The following is an 18601-nucleotide window of genomic DNA, read 5'->3' as shown; positions in this document are numbered from 1 at the left end:
TTCGACATTCGTCGTTCACCTGCCGTCCCCATCAGGTCAAGGGCAAATGCCGGACCTCCGCCTAGCGTGTGACGCGTGGTTAAGCTCTCCGTCATCGTGCCGTTCTACAACGTACGGGCCTATGCCCCCGATACCTTGCGAAGTCTGCGGGCCAATGCCCGTGATGATTTCGAATTCATCCTCGTCGACGACTGTTCGACCGACGGGACCCTGGAGATCCTCCGGCGCGCCGAGCGCGAGATCCCGGGTGCCGTCCTGGTCGGACACGAGAGGAACGGGGGCCTGGCCACCGCACGCAACACTGGTATCGACGCGGCGCGCGGCGAGTACCTCACCTTCCTCGACGGCGACGACTGGGTCGTGCCCGGCCACTACGAGCGGCTGCTGGCCGCCATCACGGGGCTGGGATGCGACTTCGTCCGTACGGACCACGTGCAGTTCACGGACCGGGTGCGCACCGTGCACCGGGTCCCGCACGGTCTGCGCGACACCGTCCTGAACCCGCGCGACGTGATCCTGCCGTCCGACCGGTCGACGCCCGTCGACTACGCGTACGCCTGGGCCGGTGCCTATCACCGGCGGCTCGCGGACTCGGGGGTGCTGCGGTTCCGGGACGGGCTGCGCACCGCGGAGGACCGGCCCTGGATCTGGCGGCTGCACCGTGAGGCGGAATCGTTCGCGGTGGTCGGCCTGCCGGGCGTCTTCTACCGGCGCGGGGTGGCGTCCTCGCTCACCCAGATCGGAGATGTGCGCCAGCTGGACTTCATCCGGGCATTCGACCAGGTCCTGGAGGAAACGGCCCGGGATCCGGAGGCGGACCGGCTGCTGCCGAAGGCGGTGCGCACCTATTGCGCGGTCATGGCGCACCACTTGGAATCCATCGAAAGGTTCGAACCAGCAGTGGCCCGGAAATTGCGCTCCATGAGCGCGGCTTCCCTGCGGCGCATGCCGCAGGAAATTCTCGCCGATACGCTGAATTCGCTGGGCGACCGCCGCGCGGGCCAGCTGCGGCGGGTCCGCCGCCGTTCCGTCTCCCGGGAGGTCGCGGCCTGATGCCCGGCAGCACGTACACCGCGCCGGTCGGCCGGTCCACCACCCAGATCTTCTCCGCGTGCACGCAGTACGCGGTCGCCACCCTGGTCGCGGCCCTGCGCGCGGGCCAGTTCGGTCCGCGCTCCGAGCACCGGCGCATCCTCGTCGTGAGCGACACCTCACCCTCCCCCGAACTGGGCACGCCGCTCCATCTCCGGCCCGGCTTCGAGCAGTTGGCGTCCGAGTTCGACACGGTGCGGTCCTGGAACGACTTCATCCGGCCGTTCCACCCCGCGGGCTGGTCGCCCCGGGAGCAGGACGCCTCGCTCTGGGAGCGGGCCGTGCGCCGGGCCTGGGACCTCGGCGACGAACCGGTCGAGATCGCCTGCGAGTCCATCCAGGCCAACCCCGCCCAGGCCCTCACCACGATCTTCGGCGACAGCCCGGTGCACATCTACGCCGACGGGCTGATGAGTTACGGACCGACCCGCAGCAAGCTCGACCAGCTGGTCGGCACCCGCATCCGCCGGCTGCTCCACCTGGACCTGGTGCCGGGCCTGCGGCCGCTGCTGCTGACCGAGTTCGGCGTGGAGCCGGAGATCGTGCCGACGGACGTCTTCCTGAAGGTGCTGGGCGAACTCCCGGGACCGGCGGACCTGCCCGACGACGACGGGGGCCCCGGACCGGCGCTGCTGCTCGGCCAGTACCTCTCCACGCTGGGCATCCTCACGCCCCAGCAGGAGGAGGACCTGCACGCGCGGATGCTGCGCGGGTCCGTCGCCCTCGGCCACCGCCGGGTCGTCTTCAAGCCGCACCCCAGCGCGCCGGCCCACTGGGCGCGGGCGCTGGAGCTGGAGGCGGAGCGGCTCGGCGCCGAACTCACCGTGCTCGACAGCCCGGTCCTGGCCGAGACACTGTTCGACACCATGCGTCCCGCGCTGGTCGTCGGCTGCTTCTCCACCGCGCTGCTGACCGCCGCCTCGCTCTACGGGCTCCCGGTCGCCCGCGTCGGCACCGGCCCGCTGCTGGAGCAGCTCACCCCGTACCAGAACAGCAACCGCGTCCCCCTGACGATCGTCGACGCGCTGCTGCCCGACCTGGAGGACCCGGCCGCGGTCACCGGCTGGTCGCTGCCGTCCGCCGAGGAGGTCCGGGGCGAGCCCACGGGTCTCCTCGCCGCGGTCGGGTACGCCATGCAGCCGCAGATCCAGGCCGCGCTGCGTCCCGACGCCGAGCGCTACCTCAGCCGGCACCACGACAGCCTCTGGCGCTACTTCAAACGGCGCCGGCTGACCGCACTGGGCCTGCCCGGCGCCATCCCCGCACAGCTCGCGTTCATCCCGCGCAACGCGACGGTCCGCCGGCTCGCCCGCAAGGCCCGCACCCTGAAGCGGGCCGCGGCGGGCTGACGCGGGGGCGGGTGGGCGCCGCGTGGGGGACCAGGACGGGCACGGCGGTCGGGCAGGCGGGCCGCCGCGCCCGTCAGCGGGTCAGACGTCCCGCCCGTCGTGCTTCCGCAGCCGGTCCGCGTACCGCTCCCGGTGGAAGGCGAAACGCTCGTCGTCGGGGTCGGCGTACTCCAGGACGTCCAGAGCCGCCTCGGTATGACCGGTGGCCGCTTCGGCGTACAGCTGCCAGATCCCTTCCTGCACGGCTTCGATGCACTCCCCGTCGAGTTCCGGTCGCCCGGCTGCCACCTCGCTGCGGTGGGACTCACCCGTGACCAGGAAACCCAGCGTGCTCAGCAGGGGGCCCCGGACGAAGGCCGGCGGGTGTTCTGCCAGCCCGGCAAGGATCACCGGGACCGCGTGCGGAGCGGCCTCGAAGAGCATGGACTGCTCCTCCACGTGACCGGCGAGCGTCTGGCCCACGACCTCGGCCGGGTCGGTGGCTCGCAGGAGCCGTTCGAAGGTCGCGGGCAAATGTGCCGCGCCCCGGCCGCAGCCGCAGCGCAGAGCGGCCCAATCGTGCCTCCGAAGCTCCCACTGCCAGGCCTTCACTGTCATTTCCTGCCGATCATCCAGGGGCCGTCCCGATTGATCAGGACACCCTCGACCATGTTCTGAGGCGGATAGTTTCCCTGGCACACAGGGCAGATCTCCTTCTCCTGGAGGACCTTCCCCATCCCGTCGCCCACGTCCTCCCGTCTCACGGCACGGGTGAAGACGACATCCTCGGCGTTCCACCCGGTGGCTCCCAGGATGTTCGGCTCCGCGCAGCTGCCGTTGCCCGAACAGCCGACGGCGATGTCACCGGTCCGACGGTGGACCGCCGCGGTGTAGGTGCGGCTCTTGGCCCTCCCGGTCGCGGCCTCGGCCGCCTCGTACCGCAGCCCGGTCGCTTCGGATATCCGCTCGTCCATGTCCCAGTCGCCCTGGGCCCGGTGCACACTGACCGTGGGCTGGAACTTGCCCTTGTTGCCTCGGGAGCCGGTGCCGCAGTTGTGGACCAGGGCTGTCGCCCCGCCCGACCCCACGAAGTACGTGTGGGCCGAGTCCACGCTCAGGTTGTAGACCGTGGCCTGCTGGGTCCAGGCGCTGACCGCCTCGACCTGGACCCAGCTGCCACTGCCCGTACGGAGCCACTGGCCCGGCTTCAGTTCCCCGGCCTTCAGCCACTTGCGGGCGGACGGGACCCAGAACGGGTGGCCGGCGGTCGCGGTCAGGGTGTCGGTCGCCTCGCCCCTGTCGCCGTCCGTGTCGAGGGTCAGGCGGACCAGTTTCTTCTGGCCCTTCCCCTTGATGGTGGCCGTGACCTCCTGGGTCGAGGTCTTCCCGGTGGTGGGGTCGGTGGCCCGGACCCGGTCGCCCGCCTCGACCTGCTCGATCGGTTGCCGGCTGCCGTCGGCCATCAGCACGTCGGTACCCGGCACGAAGCTGTTGCCCACCAGGTCCGAGGCGAGCTGGGCGCATTCGACCGCCGACTCGACGCGGTCCAGGGTGTCGTCGGCCTTCTTCGCGGCCTTCGCGATGTCGTCCGCGTACTTCGCGGCCTTCGTCGCCATCCGGCCCGCCTTGGCCGCCCGGACCGCGCCCGCGCCGACTCCGCCGAGGGCGACACCGGCCACCGTCGCGACGGCCCAGGCGCAGGCCTCCATGTCGCCGGTGGTGACGCAGTCCCTGATGTCGTTGAAGCCCGTGACGTCCCCGACGACGTTGCCGACCGTCTTGACGCCCTCCCACACCGCGCCCCAGTCCACGGAGTCACGGACCGTCTCGACGACGGCGCCGACCTGTTCGACCACGGCCTCGCGGATGGCGTCCGTCGCCTTCGCCACGTCCGCGATCACGTTCCTGGCCGCGCCGACGAGGATCGCCGGCAGATTGGGATCGGCCGTCACGATCGCCTTGGCCACCGCCATGAGCGGCCGGGCCGCGGCCACGATGTCGGGGATCGGGTTGTGCTTCGCGACGAACGCCGCCGCCTCCCGGGCCTTCCGGCTGACCGCGGCCCGTGTCTCGTGGTAGATCCGGCGCGCCTCGGCCGCCTTCTCCCGGGCCCATTGGGTGGCCCCGGTACTGCGTCCGACGCTCTTGGCGATCCGCACACCGGCGTCGACGATCGTCTTGAGGCCGGACTTGCGGTAGATGTAGCTCGCCACCTTGCCCGCGTAGCTGAGGGCCTTGCGCAGGGCGGAGACGGGATGGCGGACCGTGTAGACGACCGCCTTCACGATGGTCTTGGCCGTCTTGACGGCGGCCCGGACGTACTTGTTGTTCTTGACCTTGTTGTACGCCTTCTTGCACCAGCCGCAGCTGGGCCAGTGCCCGTCCGGGTCGGAGTAGTCCATCGGTGAACCCGCGCCGTAGGTGTACCGGTTGGCGAGGACCGAGGCTCCGGAGGCGTAGGTGTAGGAGTCCCTGGAGTCGAACGCCCCGGTGGCGGGGTCGTACCAGCGCGCCCCCATGTTCACCTGCTCGGTGTCGGGGTCGGTCCAGTCGCCCTGGTAGCCGGCGTTGCCCGCGGTGCCCGGCTCCCCCGCGCTCTCCGCGGACGGCTGCCCGAACGGGTCGAAGGCCGTGGAGCCGGTCAGCGCGGTGGCCGAGCCGTCGGTCGCCGACAGGTCGCCGACCACGTCGCCGTGCTTGTCCGAGACCGTGAACTGCGCCGCTCCGGTGCCCTCGGCGACCGAGAGCAGTTCGTCGGACGGACCCCTGCCGTAGGTGGAGTTGTTGTCCTTGACCGGGTCGGGGGCGAGGCCCGCGTAGCTGAAGTCCGCCCCGTCGCGGGAGGCCACCCGGTCCAGGGAGTCGTAGGTGTACTCGGTGCCGGACTCCCCCGCCTTCGTCAGGCGGTCGAAGGCGTCGAAGGTGAACTCCTCCGTCATCCCGGAGCTGGTGCGACCGGCCAGGGTGCCGCGCGGGGTGTGGTCGTAGGTGTAGTCCCCGTCCGACAGCAGCCGGTTGCGTTCGTCGAAGGTGGCGGTCTTGTCGCCGTTGCGGGTCCGGTTGCCGCTGTCGTCCCAGCCGTACTCGGTGGTGGTGCCGTTCTCGGTCCAGGAGGTGAGGCGTCCGGCGTCGTCGTAGCCGTAGGTGTTCTCCCCGGCTCCGGTCGTGCCGGTGGTCTCCTTGGAGGTGAGGTGGTCGTCGGTGTCGTATCCGTAGTCGGTGGCCGCGATGGTGGCGCCGCCGCTGTTCCTGACGGTGTCCGTGTCGATCCGGCCCAGCTCGTCGTAGTCGAAGGTGCGGGACTGGCCGGCGCCGTAGCCGATCTCCTTGACGGACCCGGCCCCGTCGTAGCGGTAGGTCTGGGCGGCGCCGGTCAGCGGGTCGGTGGCCGATGTCAGCTGTCTGCGGACGTAGCCGAAGTCGGCCGTGCCGGCGGCGTCCGTGCGGGAGGTGAGGAGGCCGTCGGAGTCGTAGGTGTAGGTCGCGTCGCCGGACGGCCCCTTCGCCTCGGTCAGCGAGCCGCGGTCGTTGTACGCGTAGGTGTTGTCGCCCTCGGGGGACGAGGCCTTCGTCAGCCGGCCCGACGCGTCGTAGCCGAAGGTCTTCTCCGCGGTGGCGGCCTCGGCGCCGCTGCCGGTCTCGTGGACGAGGAGGCCGGCCCGGTCGTATCCGCGGGTCCGGACCACACCGCCGGGTGCGGTGACCTGCACGGCCTGGCCCGCGGCGTCGTACGCGGTGGTCCAGGTGCGGTCCTGCGGTGCCGGATCGCGACCGGTCTCCGGTTCGACGACGGACTCGGGCAGGCCGAGGGTGTTGACCGTGTAGAGGGTCTTGTTGCCGCGGCCGTCGGTGTAGCGGGTGCGGTTGCCGAGCGCGTCGTACCCGAAGGAGGTGGTGACGGAATCGGTCGCGGAGACCGGTTCGCTCTGGCCGGTCAGCCGGCCGAGGGCGTCGTAGTCGTAGCGGGTGGTGCGGCCCAGCGGGTCGGTGGAGGTGGTGAGGTTGCCGGCGGTGTCGTAGCCGTAGTCGACCTTGCGCAGCGGGCTGTTGTCCGTGTCCAGGTCGGAGTCCTGCACGAGTTGGCCGAAGGCGTCGAAGAGCTTGGCCGAGGTGCGGCCCATACCGTCGGTGGTGCGGACCTCGCGCCCGCTCATGTCGTAGCCGAGCTGGGTGACCACCCCGCCGGGGTCGGTCGCCCGGGTGAGCTGTCCGAGACTGTCGTAGCCGTACAGGCTGACGCCGCCGCCGGGTGCGGTCTGCCTGACCACGTTGCCCGCGTCGTCGTACTCGTTGCGGGTGGTGAACGCGCCGGGCTGCGGGGTGCGTTCGATCGTGGTGGTGGTGACGGGCCGGTCCAGGTCGTCGTACGTCGTCTCGGCGCGGGCGCCGTCCGGGCCGGTGACGGTGAGGAGTTCACCGGTGCGGGTGTAGGTGTACGCCCACCGGGCGTGCTCGTCGTCCGTGCCGACGGGCACGTCCTTGGTGGTGAGCCGGTTCTGCCGGTCGTAGCCGAACTCGGTGACCCGGCCGAGCGGGTCGGTCGCGGTGACCACGTTGCCCAGCGCGTCGTAGCTCCGCGAGGTCGTCGGGGTGACCGTCCCGGTGGTGCCGGGCGCCCGGTAGTCGGGTGCGGTGGCGGTGAGGGCGCGCCCCAGCCGGTCGTAGGTGGTGCGGTTGGTGTTGCCGGCCGCGTCGACGGACTCGGTGACCGCGCCGAAGCTGTCGTAGCCGGTGTAGGTGGTGGGCCGGGAGGTGACGGGGGCCGAGCCGCCCGACTCGGTCGCCACGGCGGGCGCGGTGGCCGAGAGGGGGCGGCCGACCTCGTCGTAGGCGTAGTCGGTGCGGTGGCCCGCCGGGTCCGTGCGGGCGGTGACGAGTCCGCGCTGGTCGTAGGCGTAGACCGTGGCGCGGCTCTCGGTGCCGTTCTGGACGATCTCCTGCTCGGCGTTGCCCGCGTTGTCGTAGACGTAACGGACGGTCTCGGGCGTGGCGCTCGTGGGCCACGGCACGTTGGACGGGGCGCCGTTGGAGGCGGTGGTCTCCACGTTGCCCGCGAGGTCGTAGCTGTACGTGGTCCGGCGGGCGAGCCCGGACGGGTCGGTGACCTCCGACTTGGTGCGGCCGACCGCGTCGTAGGTGTACGCGGTGACGAGCTTGCCGTTGTCCGCCGTCTCGGTCAGGACGTTGCCCGCACCGTCGTAGGTGTTGGACTCGACGACGATGTCCCGCCGGGTGCCGTCCGGGTCGTGGAAGCCCTTGAGGGTCATGGACTTGAGGAGGTCGTCGCCGAAGTACTCGTAGACGAGGTCGCGCCCCATCGCGTCGGTGTTGCGGACGACCCGGCCGCCCATGTCGTACGCGTACGACTGCACGACGGTGTAGTCCGGGTTCCCGCCGTCGTCGTCCCAGTCGCGCATCCGGGTCTCGGCCATCATGTTGCGCGCGGTGTAGACGTAGTCGAAGTGGTTGCCGTTGGCGTCCACCATCGAGGTCTTGTTGCCGAGCGCGTCGTAGCCGTAGGTGGTCTCGCTGCCCTCGGCGTCGGTCACCTTCTCCGGCCGCCCGTACGCGTCGTGCTCGAAGGTCATCACCCGGGGGGCGTCACCGCCGAGCACGTCGCTGACCTCGGTGCGCACGGTGTTGCCGTCGGCGTCGTAGCCGGTGACGGTGCGCTGCTGGTGCTGCGTGCGGGTGACGACGTTGGTGGCGGCGGGTTCGGTGGTGGAGACGAGCCGGGACAGCTTGTCGTAGGCCAGGGTGACGGTGGCACCGGCGGGCTGGGCGTCCGAGACGGCCGTCTCGGTGAGTTTGCGGCCCAGGGCGTCGTAGGTGAACTTCGTGACCAGGCCCGAGGGTTCGGTGACCTGGGCGAGGTCGCCGGTGGTGAAGTAGAGGTAGCGGGTGACCTTGCCGCGCGGGTCGGTCGAGGTCAGCGGGAGGCCGGTGGGCGCGTTGCCGCCGCCGACGGCCGGTTCGGCGCCCGTGGTGTAGGTGTTCCTGACGGTGCCGCCGTCGGCCGCCGTCTGCAGGGTGAGCAGTCCTCGTGCGTCGTACTGGAACTGGGTGCGGTAGCGGGTGTCGGTGGGTCCTGAGGAGCGGCCGTCCAGGGTCTGCGAGGGCTGGTCGGCGCGCAGGTCGATGTCGCCGGCCGGGGTGGGGAAGGTGGTGTACGTGGTCTGGCAGTCGTCCTTGGTCCGGCAGGTGGTGCGGCTGGTGACGTTGCCCCGGTCGTCGTAGCCGAGGGTGACCCGGTCGCCGTTCTCGCTGGTGATGCCGGTCTGGAAGCCGTTGTCGTCGTAGGCGAAGAGGCGGATGGCCACTCCGTCGGCGGGGTGCCGGATGAAGTCGGGTTCGCTGCCGCCGTCGCCGGGCGGGTTGGTGCAGAAGGCCGGGTCGCCCGGGTCGGGTTCGGTGCAGACCTCCGCCGGCGGGTCGGTGTCCGACGGGCTCGGCGACGGGCCGGACTCGCGGGCGCCGAGCGCCATCGGCTCGCCGTAGCGCAGCATCCGGGAGGTCAGGCCGTCGTACTCGTAGAAGTACGGCGAGTCCGCCGGGTCGTGGACCTCGACGGTGCGGCGCAGGTCCGTGTCGTTGCCGAAGACGGCGGGGGTGCCGATCTTCCAGGTGCCGCCGTTGCGGTCGGTGTACTCCTGGACGCGGTCGCGGGCGGTGTCGTACGTGACCTCGGACGCGGTGCGGCCGGAGGGCAGCGTCGTCCGGGTCAGGACGTCGGCGGTGCGGGTGCCCTCGCGGTAGTGGCCCGCGACGGCCGTCGCGCCCAGCGGGTGGTGGTAGACGGCGACGTCGTCGATGGTGCCGGCGAAGGAGCGGGCCGCGGTGCTGCCCCAGCCGGGCCAGGAGGCGGGTGTGGTGGCGTGGGCGGCGCCGATCTGGTTGTGGGTGAGGTCGCCGGCGACGAGCTGCTTGCCGGTGAGGGTGCCGGAGAGCTTCCCGTCCAGGTAGAGGCTCTGGGTGGAACCGGAGGCGGAGAGGACGGCGTGGTGCCACTTGCCGTCGTTGACGTTCTTGGTGAGGTCGGTGATCGGGGCGGCGGTCCCGGTCCAGAACTGGCCGCGCAGCTTGCCGTCGTTGCCGACGTACAGGGCGGGCACACCGGTCCCCGGAGTGGTCCCCCACGCCTTGTTCTGGTAGCCGACGAGCGGCCCGCCGACGCCGGTGGCGGGTGTCTTGAACCACACCTCGACGGCCGCGTCGCGGCTCTTCTTGAGGGTGCCGGAGGGCAGCGTGACGCGGGAGGTGCTGCCGTTGAAGCCGGCCGCGGTGCCCGGGTCGCCGGGTATCGCCCCAGCGGCACCGAGGGTGACGTCGGTGGAGGTGCCGCGGTCCTTGGCGAGGTTGGCCTCCACCGCGCTGTCGGCCGCGGTTCCCTCGGCCTCGCCCAGCTTCCAGTAGGACTCGGGGCGGGAGTCGAGGACGGTACTGGCGTAGTGGCTGCCGGTTCCGTACGCGTAGCGGGTGCAGCCGCCGGCCGGGTCGCAGACCGTGTCGAGCAGATCGCCGGTGTAGGTGTACGACCAGGTGAGCGGGGCGCCGTTGACGGGGTTGGTCGACACCGCGGTGACGTGGGAGCCGGTCCAGGTGAAGGTCAGCGCGCGGCCGCTGCGGGGATGCGCGGCGCTCTGGATCCTCCGGCCGGACCAGGTGTACGTGACCACGTTCGACGAGGCGTCCGTGATCTTCGCGAGCAGGCCGCCGGTGCTGAAGTCGTAGCTGGTGCCGGACTTGTCCTGGAGCCGGTAGGTGCCGGCCGTGGCGTCGAGGGTGAGCTTGGCGTACCGGCCGGGCGGCGGGGCGAAGGTGCCGTCCGGGTTCTTCCCGAAGCGGACGTCCTGGCCGTCGGGGTAGCGGATGACGACGTTGCCGCTGCCGTCGTCGTCGGGGGTGAGCCGCATGTCGTACCGGGTCGACCAGCCCGCGCCGAAGGCGAGGTCACGCCTCGGGTCGAGGCTGTTGTACGTGCGGACGAGGGTCAGGTCGGGCCCGGTCGTGGTGAGGGAGGCGTCGATCGCGGATGAGGTGAAGTTCCCGGCGTTCGGGTCGAACTCCTTGCCGGGTGCCTCGGACAGCCGTGAGGTGATCTCGGGCTGCGGCACGGCGGCGACGAGGGCGACCTGCGCGGTGGGGACCTCGTTGGAGGCGTCCTTGACGAAGCCGCGCCACAGGTAGGTGGTGCCCCACTTCAGCCGGCCGGCCGGGACGGGGTAGGCGGACGCCGTCTGGTAGGCGGAGGTGGTGCAGCCGGTCGGCTTGCCGTCCTTGTCCGCCTGGCAGATCTCGTACTTGTACTGGAGGGCGGAGCCGGGCGGGGCGTCGATGTCGACGCCGGCGGCCCACAGCTGCGGGGTGAGGGTCTGGGCCTGGTAGCCGTTGGGCGGGAACTGCTCCTTGACCACCGGGGCGATGTCGAAGACCTGGAGGGTGAGCCGGCCGGGCGGTACCTGTTCGTCGGTGAAGACCTTGCCGCCGGTGCGGACCATGGTGAAGTCGAGCAGGTACGTGCCCGGGGGCAGCGCCTTGATGGTGGCGTCGAGGGTGGTCTTCGCCCCGTGGGCGACACTGCCGGTGAGGTTGGCGGTCCGCTGCTGGGTGACCAGCTTGCCCTTGGCGTCGTACGCGCGGTACGCGAGGTAGTAGGTGCCGGGGGTCCACGTCTCGGCGCCGGTGTTCGTGACCGTGACCTTGACCTTGCCGGCCTGGTTCTGGAGCACCGGCGGGTCGGGGACGGGCTTGGGGAAGGCGTACGTGGCGCTGTACGGGGAGTGCGTGACGAACAGCTTCGGCGGGTTCGCGGTGGCGTGGCCGGTGAGCTTCTTGAAGGAGAGGCTGTCGGTCGCCGAGGCGCGCAGCGACAGTCCGTTGTTGGCCTGGGTGCCGTCGGCCCAGCGCTGGACCAGGTCGCGGCCGCCCCTGCCGAGGTCGAAGAGCTCCCCGGCCGCGGGGCAGTTGGACTTCGAGGCGCCGAAGGCGACGTGTCCGTACGCGAACGACCTGGTGGCGAGCGCCCCGCCGACCGAGGGGCCCGGGTAGGCCGTGCCGGTGCCCGCCGTCCAGGACTGGGTCACCGGGTGGACGGAGACCGGCCGCGCCTTGCAGGAGGCGGAGTCGAAGTTCACGATCTGGAGCTGCGCCCCGAAGATCCGGTGGTTGCGCAGCCGCTCGTCGAGGCCGGGGAAGCCGAGGTAGGAGGCGGTCGCGCCGGACGGACCGCGGCCGACCTGGAGTTCGTCGGTGCCGACCACGGAGGGGCCGCCGTCCCTCACGTACATGGAGGTGGACGCGGCGCCGGTCTCGACGGACGGGTCGACGCGGACGGGGAAGGCCCGGTCCGGGTCGGTGAGCCAGTCGCGGTCGGCGTTCACCTTCAGGGCCGGGCCTTCGTCCCCTTCGACGAGCGTGTAGCGGACGGCGTACGAGGTGGCGCCGCGGGCGTCCGTCATGAACCCGGCCGGGATGACGGCCCTGGTGCGGCCGTCGGACCCGGTCAGCACGACCGAGCCGTCCCGGACGGTGGCGTCGAGGCCGTCGAGGTCCAGCGGGAAGACGTACTCGGCCGGGGCGGCGGCGGAGTTCAGGACCAGGGTCTCCTTGACCCCGCCGGCCTGCGAGTCCAGCCACAGATCGGTGCCGGGCAGGACCTGCCGGTAGCTGACCCGGCTGCCGTCCGCCTTTCCGGGTGCGGGCGCGGCGCCCCTCAGCGCGTAGGAGAAGGACTCGCCCGTCGGGAGGGTGAGAGCGGCGAGCCGCGGGGCGTCGGCGCGGGCGGCGAGGTGGAGGCGGACGGAGTCTGCGGTGTTGGTCCATCCGGCGACGCCCTCGCCCGCGCGGGCGGTGTTCCCGCGTCCGGTCAGCCCTGGCTCGATCGGCTGCCAGTCGCCTTTGCCATCACGGTAGTTGAGGGGCGTGGGGGAGATCTCGGTGGTGCGGGTGCCGTCCTGGTTGGCGTACGTGCGGCTGCGGGCGTCGCGCTCGGCGACGAGCTCCGTGCTGGTCGCGCGGTCGAATCCGGTGGCCGCGGCGGCGGGCGGCGCGGTGACCTCGGCGATATTGGGCCGGACCGCCGGCCGGGCGGTCCGCGGGGGCTCCAGCGGGTACTTGGCCCGTGTCGACGTCGGTGACTCGGTGTTGCCGGGTCCGCCTGCCACGTGGCTGCGCCCTTCGGCGCTCCCCCACTGCTGACCGGGACCCCTGGCCGCGTCGGGCCGGTCCGGGAAGAGCGGGAACCCGCTTCCGGCCAGGGCCAGTGAGCCCACGGCCAGCGTCACGGCGACGGCGAGACCGACCGCCGTGCCCCAGATCCCGCGTACCGCGCGAAGCATCAGCTGACGACGCGCGATTCTCCGGTACGCAGGCACGGCTCCCCCAAGTGCGTGATGAAACAGATCAGTTGATGTTGAGGACTGTGAGGGAGCTGTGTCGACCGAAGCACCGACTATTCATGTACCCGTCAATCTCGATCACGCCTTCTTCATCCGGCCGCTACCGCCCCGTTCACCGCCGCTCGCCTAGCGTCCGACTCCATGACTTCCCACTCGACGCCACGCACCGCCCGCCTGGCCGCGGCCGTGACCGCCGCCATCACCGCGTTCCCGCTGCTCGTGGCCCTGCCCGGCACCGCACACGCGGCGGAGTCCGCCACCTGCACGGCCACGGGCCCCGTATACGCCCTGGACTCCGCGGGCAAGCTGCTGCGCTACGACATGCCGACCCCGGTCAGCGGTGGCAATCTGGCGTCACCCAGCACCATCGACACCGGCTGGACCGGCTACGGCCGGATGCTGGCGGGTCAGGGCGCGCGCTTCTACGGAATCAAGGCCGACGGGCTCTACCTCAGCCACCGGGTCAGCTCGACCGGCACCTGGGACATCCACCACAAGAAGATCAGCGCCAGCTTCGGCTGGCTGACCAAGGCCGCGGACCGCAACCAGGTCACCATCGACCGGGGCGACCGGATCTGGGTGCTGGACAACGAGGGCGCGCTGCGCACGTACAAGTACGACTCCGCCGCCGACACCTTCAGCGCCGACAGCGGGAAGATCATCGACCAGGGCTGGGAGCGCTACGACCTGATCGTCGCCGCCGACTCCGGTGTGGTGTACGGCCGTTCGGCGACGGACGGGCGGCTCTACCGCTCGCGCTACGACTTCACCAGCCAGCGCTGGATCGAGCGCCACGTCGTGGAGAGCCTGGCCGACTGGCGCCAGTACAGCCGGGGGATCACCTCGATCGGCGGGGACACCCTGGTCGGTGTGAACGCGGCGGGTGTCGCCGACTACTACCGCTTCGACGAGAACATCCGCGACTTCCCGGTCTACAACAAGACCGTCGGCAGCGCGGGCTGGCAGAACTACTCCAACGTGTCGGGGGCGCCCGACGCCTGCCGGATCACCGCGAACCACACCCCGGCCGCGCCGCCGGTGCCGCTGGAGAGCTTCTCGCCGGCCGCGGTGACCCAGTCCGGCACGGGCTCGCTGGAGTTCGCGTACACGGACAACATCGGCCGGCTGGTGCACGGCAGGATGGCGGACGCGTCCGACTTCAACGGGGTGCAGTGGACCACCGTGTCCGGCAACGAGGCGTTCACCGGACGCCCCACGCTCGCCGAGCACACCGACGGCCGGGTCGTCCTCACCGCGCAGAACACCTCCGGCGCCGTCTGGCAGCGCAACCAGACCGCCAAGGCCTCCGCGGACTGGAACGGCTGGATCGACCTGGCCGGTGCCATGGCCCACCACCCCGTCACCGCGAAGACCCCCGACGGGCTGCTCGTCCAGTTCGCCGTCGACGCCGACGGCAAGCCCTGGTACCGGATCCAGCAGCGGGCCAACGTGGACTTCATGGGCTGGATGCCGCTCAGCGGCACCGGGCTGGCCGGCACGCTCCACGCCGTCACCGTCCGGGGCGGCGTACAGCTCTTCGCCACCACCACCGCGGGCACCCTGACCACCGCCACGTTCTCCGCCAACGGCACCCTGTCCGCCTGGACCGGGCTCGGCGCGCAGAACATCAGCGGCACGCCCTCGGTCGTGGTCTACCCCGGCTACCGCATCCGGGTGTTCGCCAACGACGGCCAGGGCCACATCGTCACCGCCGCCCAGTCCGCCGAGAACGGCGCGTACGGCACCTGGGAGACCGTCGCCGGGCTGACCGCCGACGGCGAGCCCAGCGCCGTCATCTCGCCGCTGACCGGCCTCACCGAGATAGCCGCGCGCGGCACCGACGGCTACATCCACAACACCGGTGAGACGACCCAGGGCAGCGGCATCTGGCGGGCCTGGCAGCAGGCGTCGTTCGAGTCCGCCGCCACCGCGCCGACCGCCTTCACCTACACCAACAGCGCGGGCCCGACCTGGGCCTACACCTTCCGTACGGCCGACAACCAGACCCGCGTCTACCAGGTCCAGCAGAGCTTCGCGGCGCGCAGCTCCGCGGCCACGGGCACGGTCGCCCCGGCGTTCGAGGACCGGGCGCTGCCCAAGCCGTCCGGCAGCTGACCGGGTGGCCGGGGCGGGGTCGGCAGGCCGGCTCCGCCCCGGCACCGGCCCGGTGCGTGACCGGGCGGGGATGGCTGCGTGAAGCCCCGCCGTCCATCAGGTGAACCGGCTTTCCACGCCCCTGTTTTCACGATGTTCGATGACATATTCGACCCATCATGAGGACTCCGTCGATTCTCCGGTCGCCGCGTGCCCGGGGTGCCGCCCTGGCCGCACTGCTCACCGTCGCCACCCTCTGCGCCGGCGACGCGGTGGCCCGCAGCTACCCCTTCGGCCCGCACACCCGCAGCGTGAACGACCTGGGCAACCAGTTCGTCCCGTTCCACACCCGGCTCCGGGACCTGCTGCACGGGCAGGCGGACGGCGGGCTGCTGCTCAACTGGCAGTCGGGCTTCGGCACCAGCTTCCTGCCCGATCTGGGGACGTATCTGAGCAGCCCGTTCGCGCTGCTCGTCGGGGTCTTCCCGCGGGACCGGATCGACCTGGCCGTCTACGTGGTCACGCTGGTGAAGACCGGCGTGGCGGCGGCGGCCATGACCTGGCTGCTCACCGCGCTGCGGCGGGGCCGCGGCCGGGAGTGGATGGCGGCCGTGCTCGGCGCCTCGTACGCGCTGTGCGGCTGGTCGGTCGTCGAGGCCGTGTACAACCCGATGTGGCTGGACGGGCTGATCGCCTTCCCCCTGCTGTGCCTGGCCGGCGAGTGGGCGCGCACCGGGCGGCGTCCGGTGCTCGGGGTGCTGCTGGTGACGCTGGCGTGGGTGTCGAACTTCTACACCGCGTACATGGCCACGCTCGGCGCGGCGCTGGTGCTGGTGGTGCGGCTGCTGCTGGAGGACGGGACGTCACGGGAGCGGGTACGGGGGCTGGGGCGGGCGGCGCGGACCGTGGCGATCGGGATCGGGCTGGCCGCGCCGGTGCTGGTGCCGGTGTTCCTGGGGACGCGGCACGCCTACCCGGGCTGGACACGGGAGTTCGCCCCGGCCGCCTGGCCGGACGTCGCGGCCCGGCTGCTGCCGGCCACGTACAGCTTCTTCAGTCCGGCGGTCTTCCTCGGCACCGGCGCCCTGCTGCTGGCCGGCGCGCTGGCCTTCCAGCGCGCGGTGCCGCGCACCGAACGGTTCGTGTGGGCGGGGCTGGTGGCCGCGGTCGCGCTGTCCTTGCAGTGGGGCCCCACCCATCTGCTGTGGCACGCCTTCGCCACGCCGAACGGCAGCCCGTTCCGGCAGACCTTCGTCCTCTCCGGCCTCGTGGTGATCGCCGCCTGGACCGCGGTGGCGTCGGCCTGGCCGGACCGGCGGGCGCTGCTGGGCGGCGGCGGTGTGGTGGTGCTCATCGCGGCCGGTGCCGCGTCGAGCGCACTGGTCACCGGGTGGACGTACCCGCTGTTCGCGGCGGGTCTGGTCGCGGTGCTGGGCGCGCTGGTCCTGGCCCGCAGCGGCAGGTTCGCCGTGCTCGCGGCGCTGCTGCTGGTCGGCGCGCTGGCCGGGCAGGCCGCCGCGACGACCGCCTACGCCGACCGGCAGCGGCTGAACCGGCTCGACGACTACGCCCCCTGGGGGCAGCGCCAGGACCTCCAGAGCGCCGCGGTCGCCGGTGCGGACGGCTGGCCGCGCTACCGGACCGACCCCGGCCTGGAGCAGAGCACCGCCAACGACCCGATGCTGGTGGGCGGGCAGGGCGGCGCCTACTACAGCAGCCACACCCCCGACGTGCTGACCCGCACGTTCCTCGCGCTGGGCGCCGGCTGGACGTCGAACGGCCGCGCCCTGCACAGCCTGGACAATCCGGTGACGGACGCGGTGTTCTCGGTCGGCGCCCGGGTCCATGTGCCGCGCGATCCCCACCAGGGCTGGAACAGCCCGGACGACCGCCCGGTCACCGTCACCCGGCAGGACGTGCCGCCGCTGGTGACGGTACGGCCCGCCGCCGATCCCGGCGCGCGGCCGGGCCGCTCGCCGTTCCGCAACCAGGAGATGCTGCTGGGCGCGTCCGTGTACACGGTGCCCGCGACGGCCCTGCGCGCCGCGGACGGTACGCCGGCGGAGGACACCGACGCGTACGACTACCGGGTGCGGCCCGGCGCGTACACGCTGAGCGCGAACTGTCCCGCAGGCAGCGAGGTGTATCTGTGGACCCCCGACCTGTTCGGCAAGGCACGGCTCGGGGAGGCGGGCGAACTTGCCTATTTCCGAGGCGAGTTGCCGGGGCGTCGGGCCGGGATGCAGCGGCTGGGCACGGGTGGCGGGCAGCTCTCCGTGTCGCTGCGGGCGGCCCGGGACGGGACCGTTCCGCACGAGGCCGTCGGCTGTCTGGACCGGGGGCGGCTGACCGCCGCCGTGGCCGGGCTGAAGCGGACCGGTGCCACGCGGATCTCCGTCACGGGCAGCGGCGTCAGGGCCGAACTGCCCCCGGGCACGCACGGGGTGGCCGTGCTGTCGGCTCCCCGGATCGCCGGGTGGAGCTGTGACGGGCGGCCCGCCGGCTCGTATCTCGGCCTGGTCTCCGTGCCGGTGAACGGTGACCGGACGACGGTGGACTGCGCGTTCCGGCCGCCGGGGCTGCGGGCCGGGGGCCTCGCCGGGGCGGCGGCACTGGCGGCGCTGCTGGCGACGGCCCTGGTCCCACGGGCGCGGGCGCGGATGCGCGGGCGGGCGGTTCGGTTGCCCCGACAGCCGTGACGACACCGAGACTTCATCTGCGCGTGGTGGGACGGGACATGCCCGCGCGCGTACGTTCCCACCCATGCCCTCCCTTCTGAACAATCGTCTGACGAAACGCGCCCTGCGCCCCGCCATCGCCCTGGTCGACCGCCGCATCCGGCTGCGGGTGGAACGTGCCGCCGAGCCGCTGCGGAGCGAGCTCGCCGTCCTGCGCCGCGACGCGGAGGAGGCGCGGCGCGGCCAGTACGCCCTGGGGCTGCTGCTGGACGGCACCGGGCGGGGTGCGCACCGGATTCCGCCCGCCCGCGAGATCGATGAACTCGTACGTCAGATCACTGTGCTGTGCGGGGACGAGGCGAAGGCGCGGCGCAGCGTCGTCGTCGCCTACCGGACCGTGGTGGCGCTGGAGGCGCTCGGCGTGGGCCGGCTGGCAGGCTCGACGTCCAATGTGTGCGGGAAGCTGGCGACGGTGCCGCTGCTGGCCCCGGCGAACGGGAGCATCCTCGAAATCGGCACGCTGTACGGGCTGTTCGCGTCGGCGCTGACCCGGATGGTGCACCGGGCGGGCCTCGAACCGGATCTCACGATCGTCGACCCGCTGGCCGGGTCCCAGCTCCAGCCCGGCACCTCGCAGCCGGCCGACCCCACCGGGACGCCGGTGCGCGAGGACGTCGTGCGGGCCAACCTGGCGCTGACCGGCGGGGGTTCGCTCCATCAGCCGCGCATCCGTCAGGGGTTCTCCTCCGATCCGGAGGTCCGGGCGGCGGTCGCCGACCGCACGTACGGGGTGATCGTCGTGGACGGCGACCACTCCATGGAGGGCGTCGCGGCCGACCTGGAATGGGTCGAGGAGATCGTCGCCCCGGGCGGCGTCGTGGTGCTCGACGACTACGGCGACGCGTCCTGGCCGGGCGTCCAGGAGGCCCTGGACAAGCACCTGGCGGGCGGCGCCTCGCGGCTGCGGATGCTGGGGCGGGTGTCGACGTCCGCGTATCTGCGGGCGGAGTGA

7 protein-coding genes are annotated in these 18601 nt (G+C 72.1%); 5 read left to right on the top strand and 2 right to left on the bottom strand.

The window, feature by feature from the left end; genetic code table 11:
- Positions 1 to 75: 75 nt before the first annotated feature.
- Both OG408_RS24620 and OG408_RS24615 read left to right on the top strand, forming a co-directional pair.
- Positions 76 to 1053 (top strand): glycosyltransferase family 2 protein, encoded by a 978-nt coding sequence (locus OG408_RS24620; protein WP_266781944.1) that lies wholly within the window; start codon positions 76 to 78, stop codon positions 1051 to 1053.
- Positions 1053 to 2441, top strand: a complete 1389-nt coding sequence (locus OG408_RS24615) for a polysialyltransferase family glycosyltransferase (protein ID WP_326671981.1) — start codon at positions 1053 to 1055, stop codon at positions 2439 to 2441. Before OG408_RS24620 ends, OG408_RS24615 begins: the two co-directional genes overlap by 1 nt.
- 81 nt (positions 2442 to 2522) lie before the next feature.
- Here OG408_RS24615 and OG408_RS24610 read toward each other — a convergent pair whose 3' ends face one another.
- Both OG408_RS24610 and OG408_RS24605 read right to left on the bottom strand, forming a co-directional pair.
- Positions 2523 to 2954 carry a hypothetical protein gene (locus OG408_RS24610; protein ID WP_326671979.1) on the bottom strand — a complete coding sequence of 144 codons (432 nt, stop codon included), beginning with the start codon at positions 2952 to 2954 and terminating at the stop codon, positions 2523 to 2525.
- An 80-nt stretch (positions 2955 to 3034) separates the two neighbouring features.
- Complete coding sequence (locus OG408_RS24605; RefSeq protein WP_326671977.1) at positions 3035 to 12757, bottom strand: polymorphic toxin-type HINT domain-containing protein; 9723 nt, start codon at positions 12755 to 12757, stop codon at positions 3035 to 3037.
- A 201-nt stretch (positions 12758 to 12958) separates the two neighbouring features.
- Between OG408_RS24605 and OG408_RS24600 the strand changes: the two genes are divergently transcribed.
- The 3 genes from OG408_RS24600 to OG408_RS24590 all read left to right on the top strand — a co-directional run bounded on the left by OG408_RS24600 (position 12959) and on the right by OG408_RS24590 (position 18601).
- Entirely contained in the window at positions 12959 to 14932 is a 1974-nt protein-coding gene (locus OG408_RS24600) for a tachylectin-related carbohydrate-binding protein (RefSeq protein ID WP_326671975.1), read from the top strand.
- A gap of 158 nt (positions 14933 to 15090) precedes the next feature.
- Positions 15091 to 17610 carry a YfhO family protein gene (locus tag OG408_RS24595; RefSeq protein ID WP_326671973.1) on the top strand — a complete coding sequence of 840 codons (2520 nt, stop codon included), beginning with the start codon at positions 15091 to 15093 and terminating at the stop codon, positions 17608 to 17610.
- A gap of 64 nt (positions 17611 to 17674) precedes the next feature.
- Positions 17675 to 18601: a class I SAM-dependent methyltransferase gene (locus OG408_RS24590; RefSeq protein WP_326671971.1), complete on the top strand. Its 927-nt coding sequence runs from the start codon at positions 17675 to 17677 to the stop codon at positions 18599 to 18601.

The organism is Streptomyces sp. NBC_01257 (assembly GCF_035917255.1).
GTDB lineage: Bacteria > Actinomycetota > Actinomycetes > Streptomycetales > Streptomycetaceae > Streptomyces.
The sequence above is the reverse complement of the archived record's forward strand: the minus strand, read 5'-3'. Positions and strand labels throughout refer to the sequence as shown.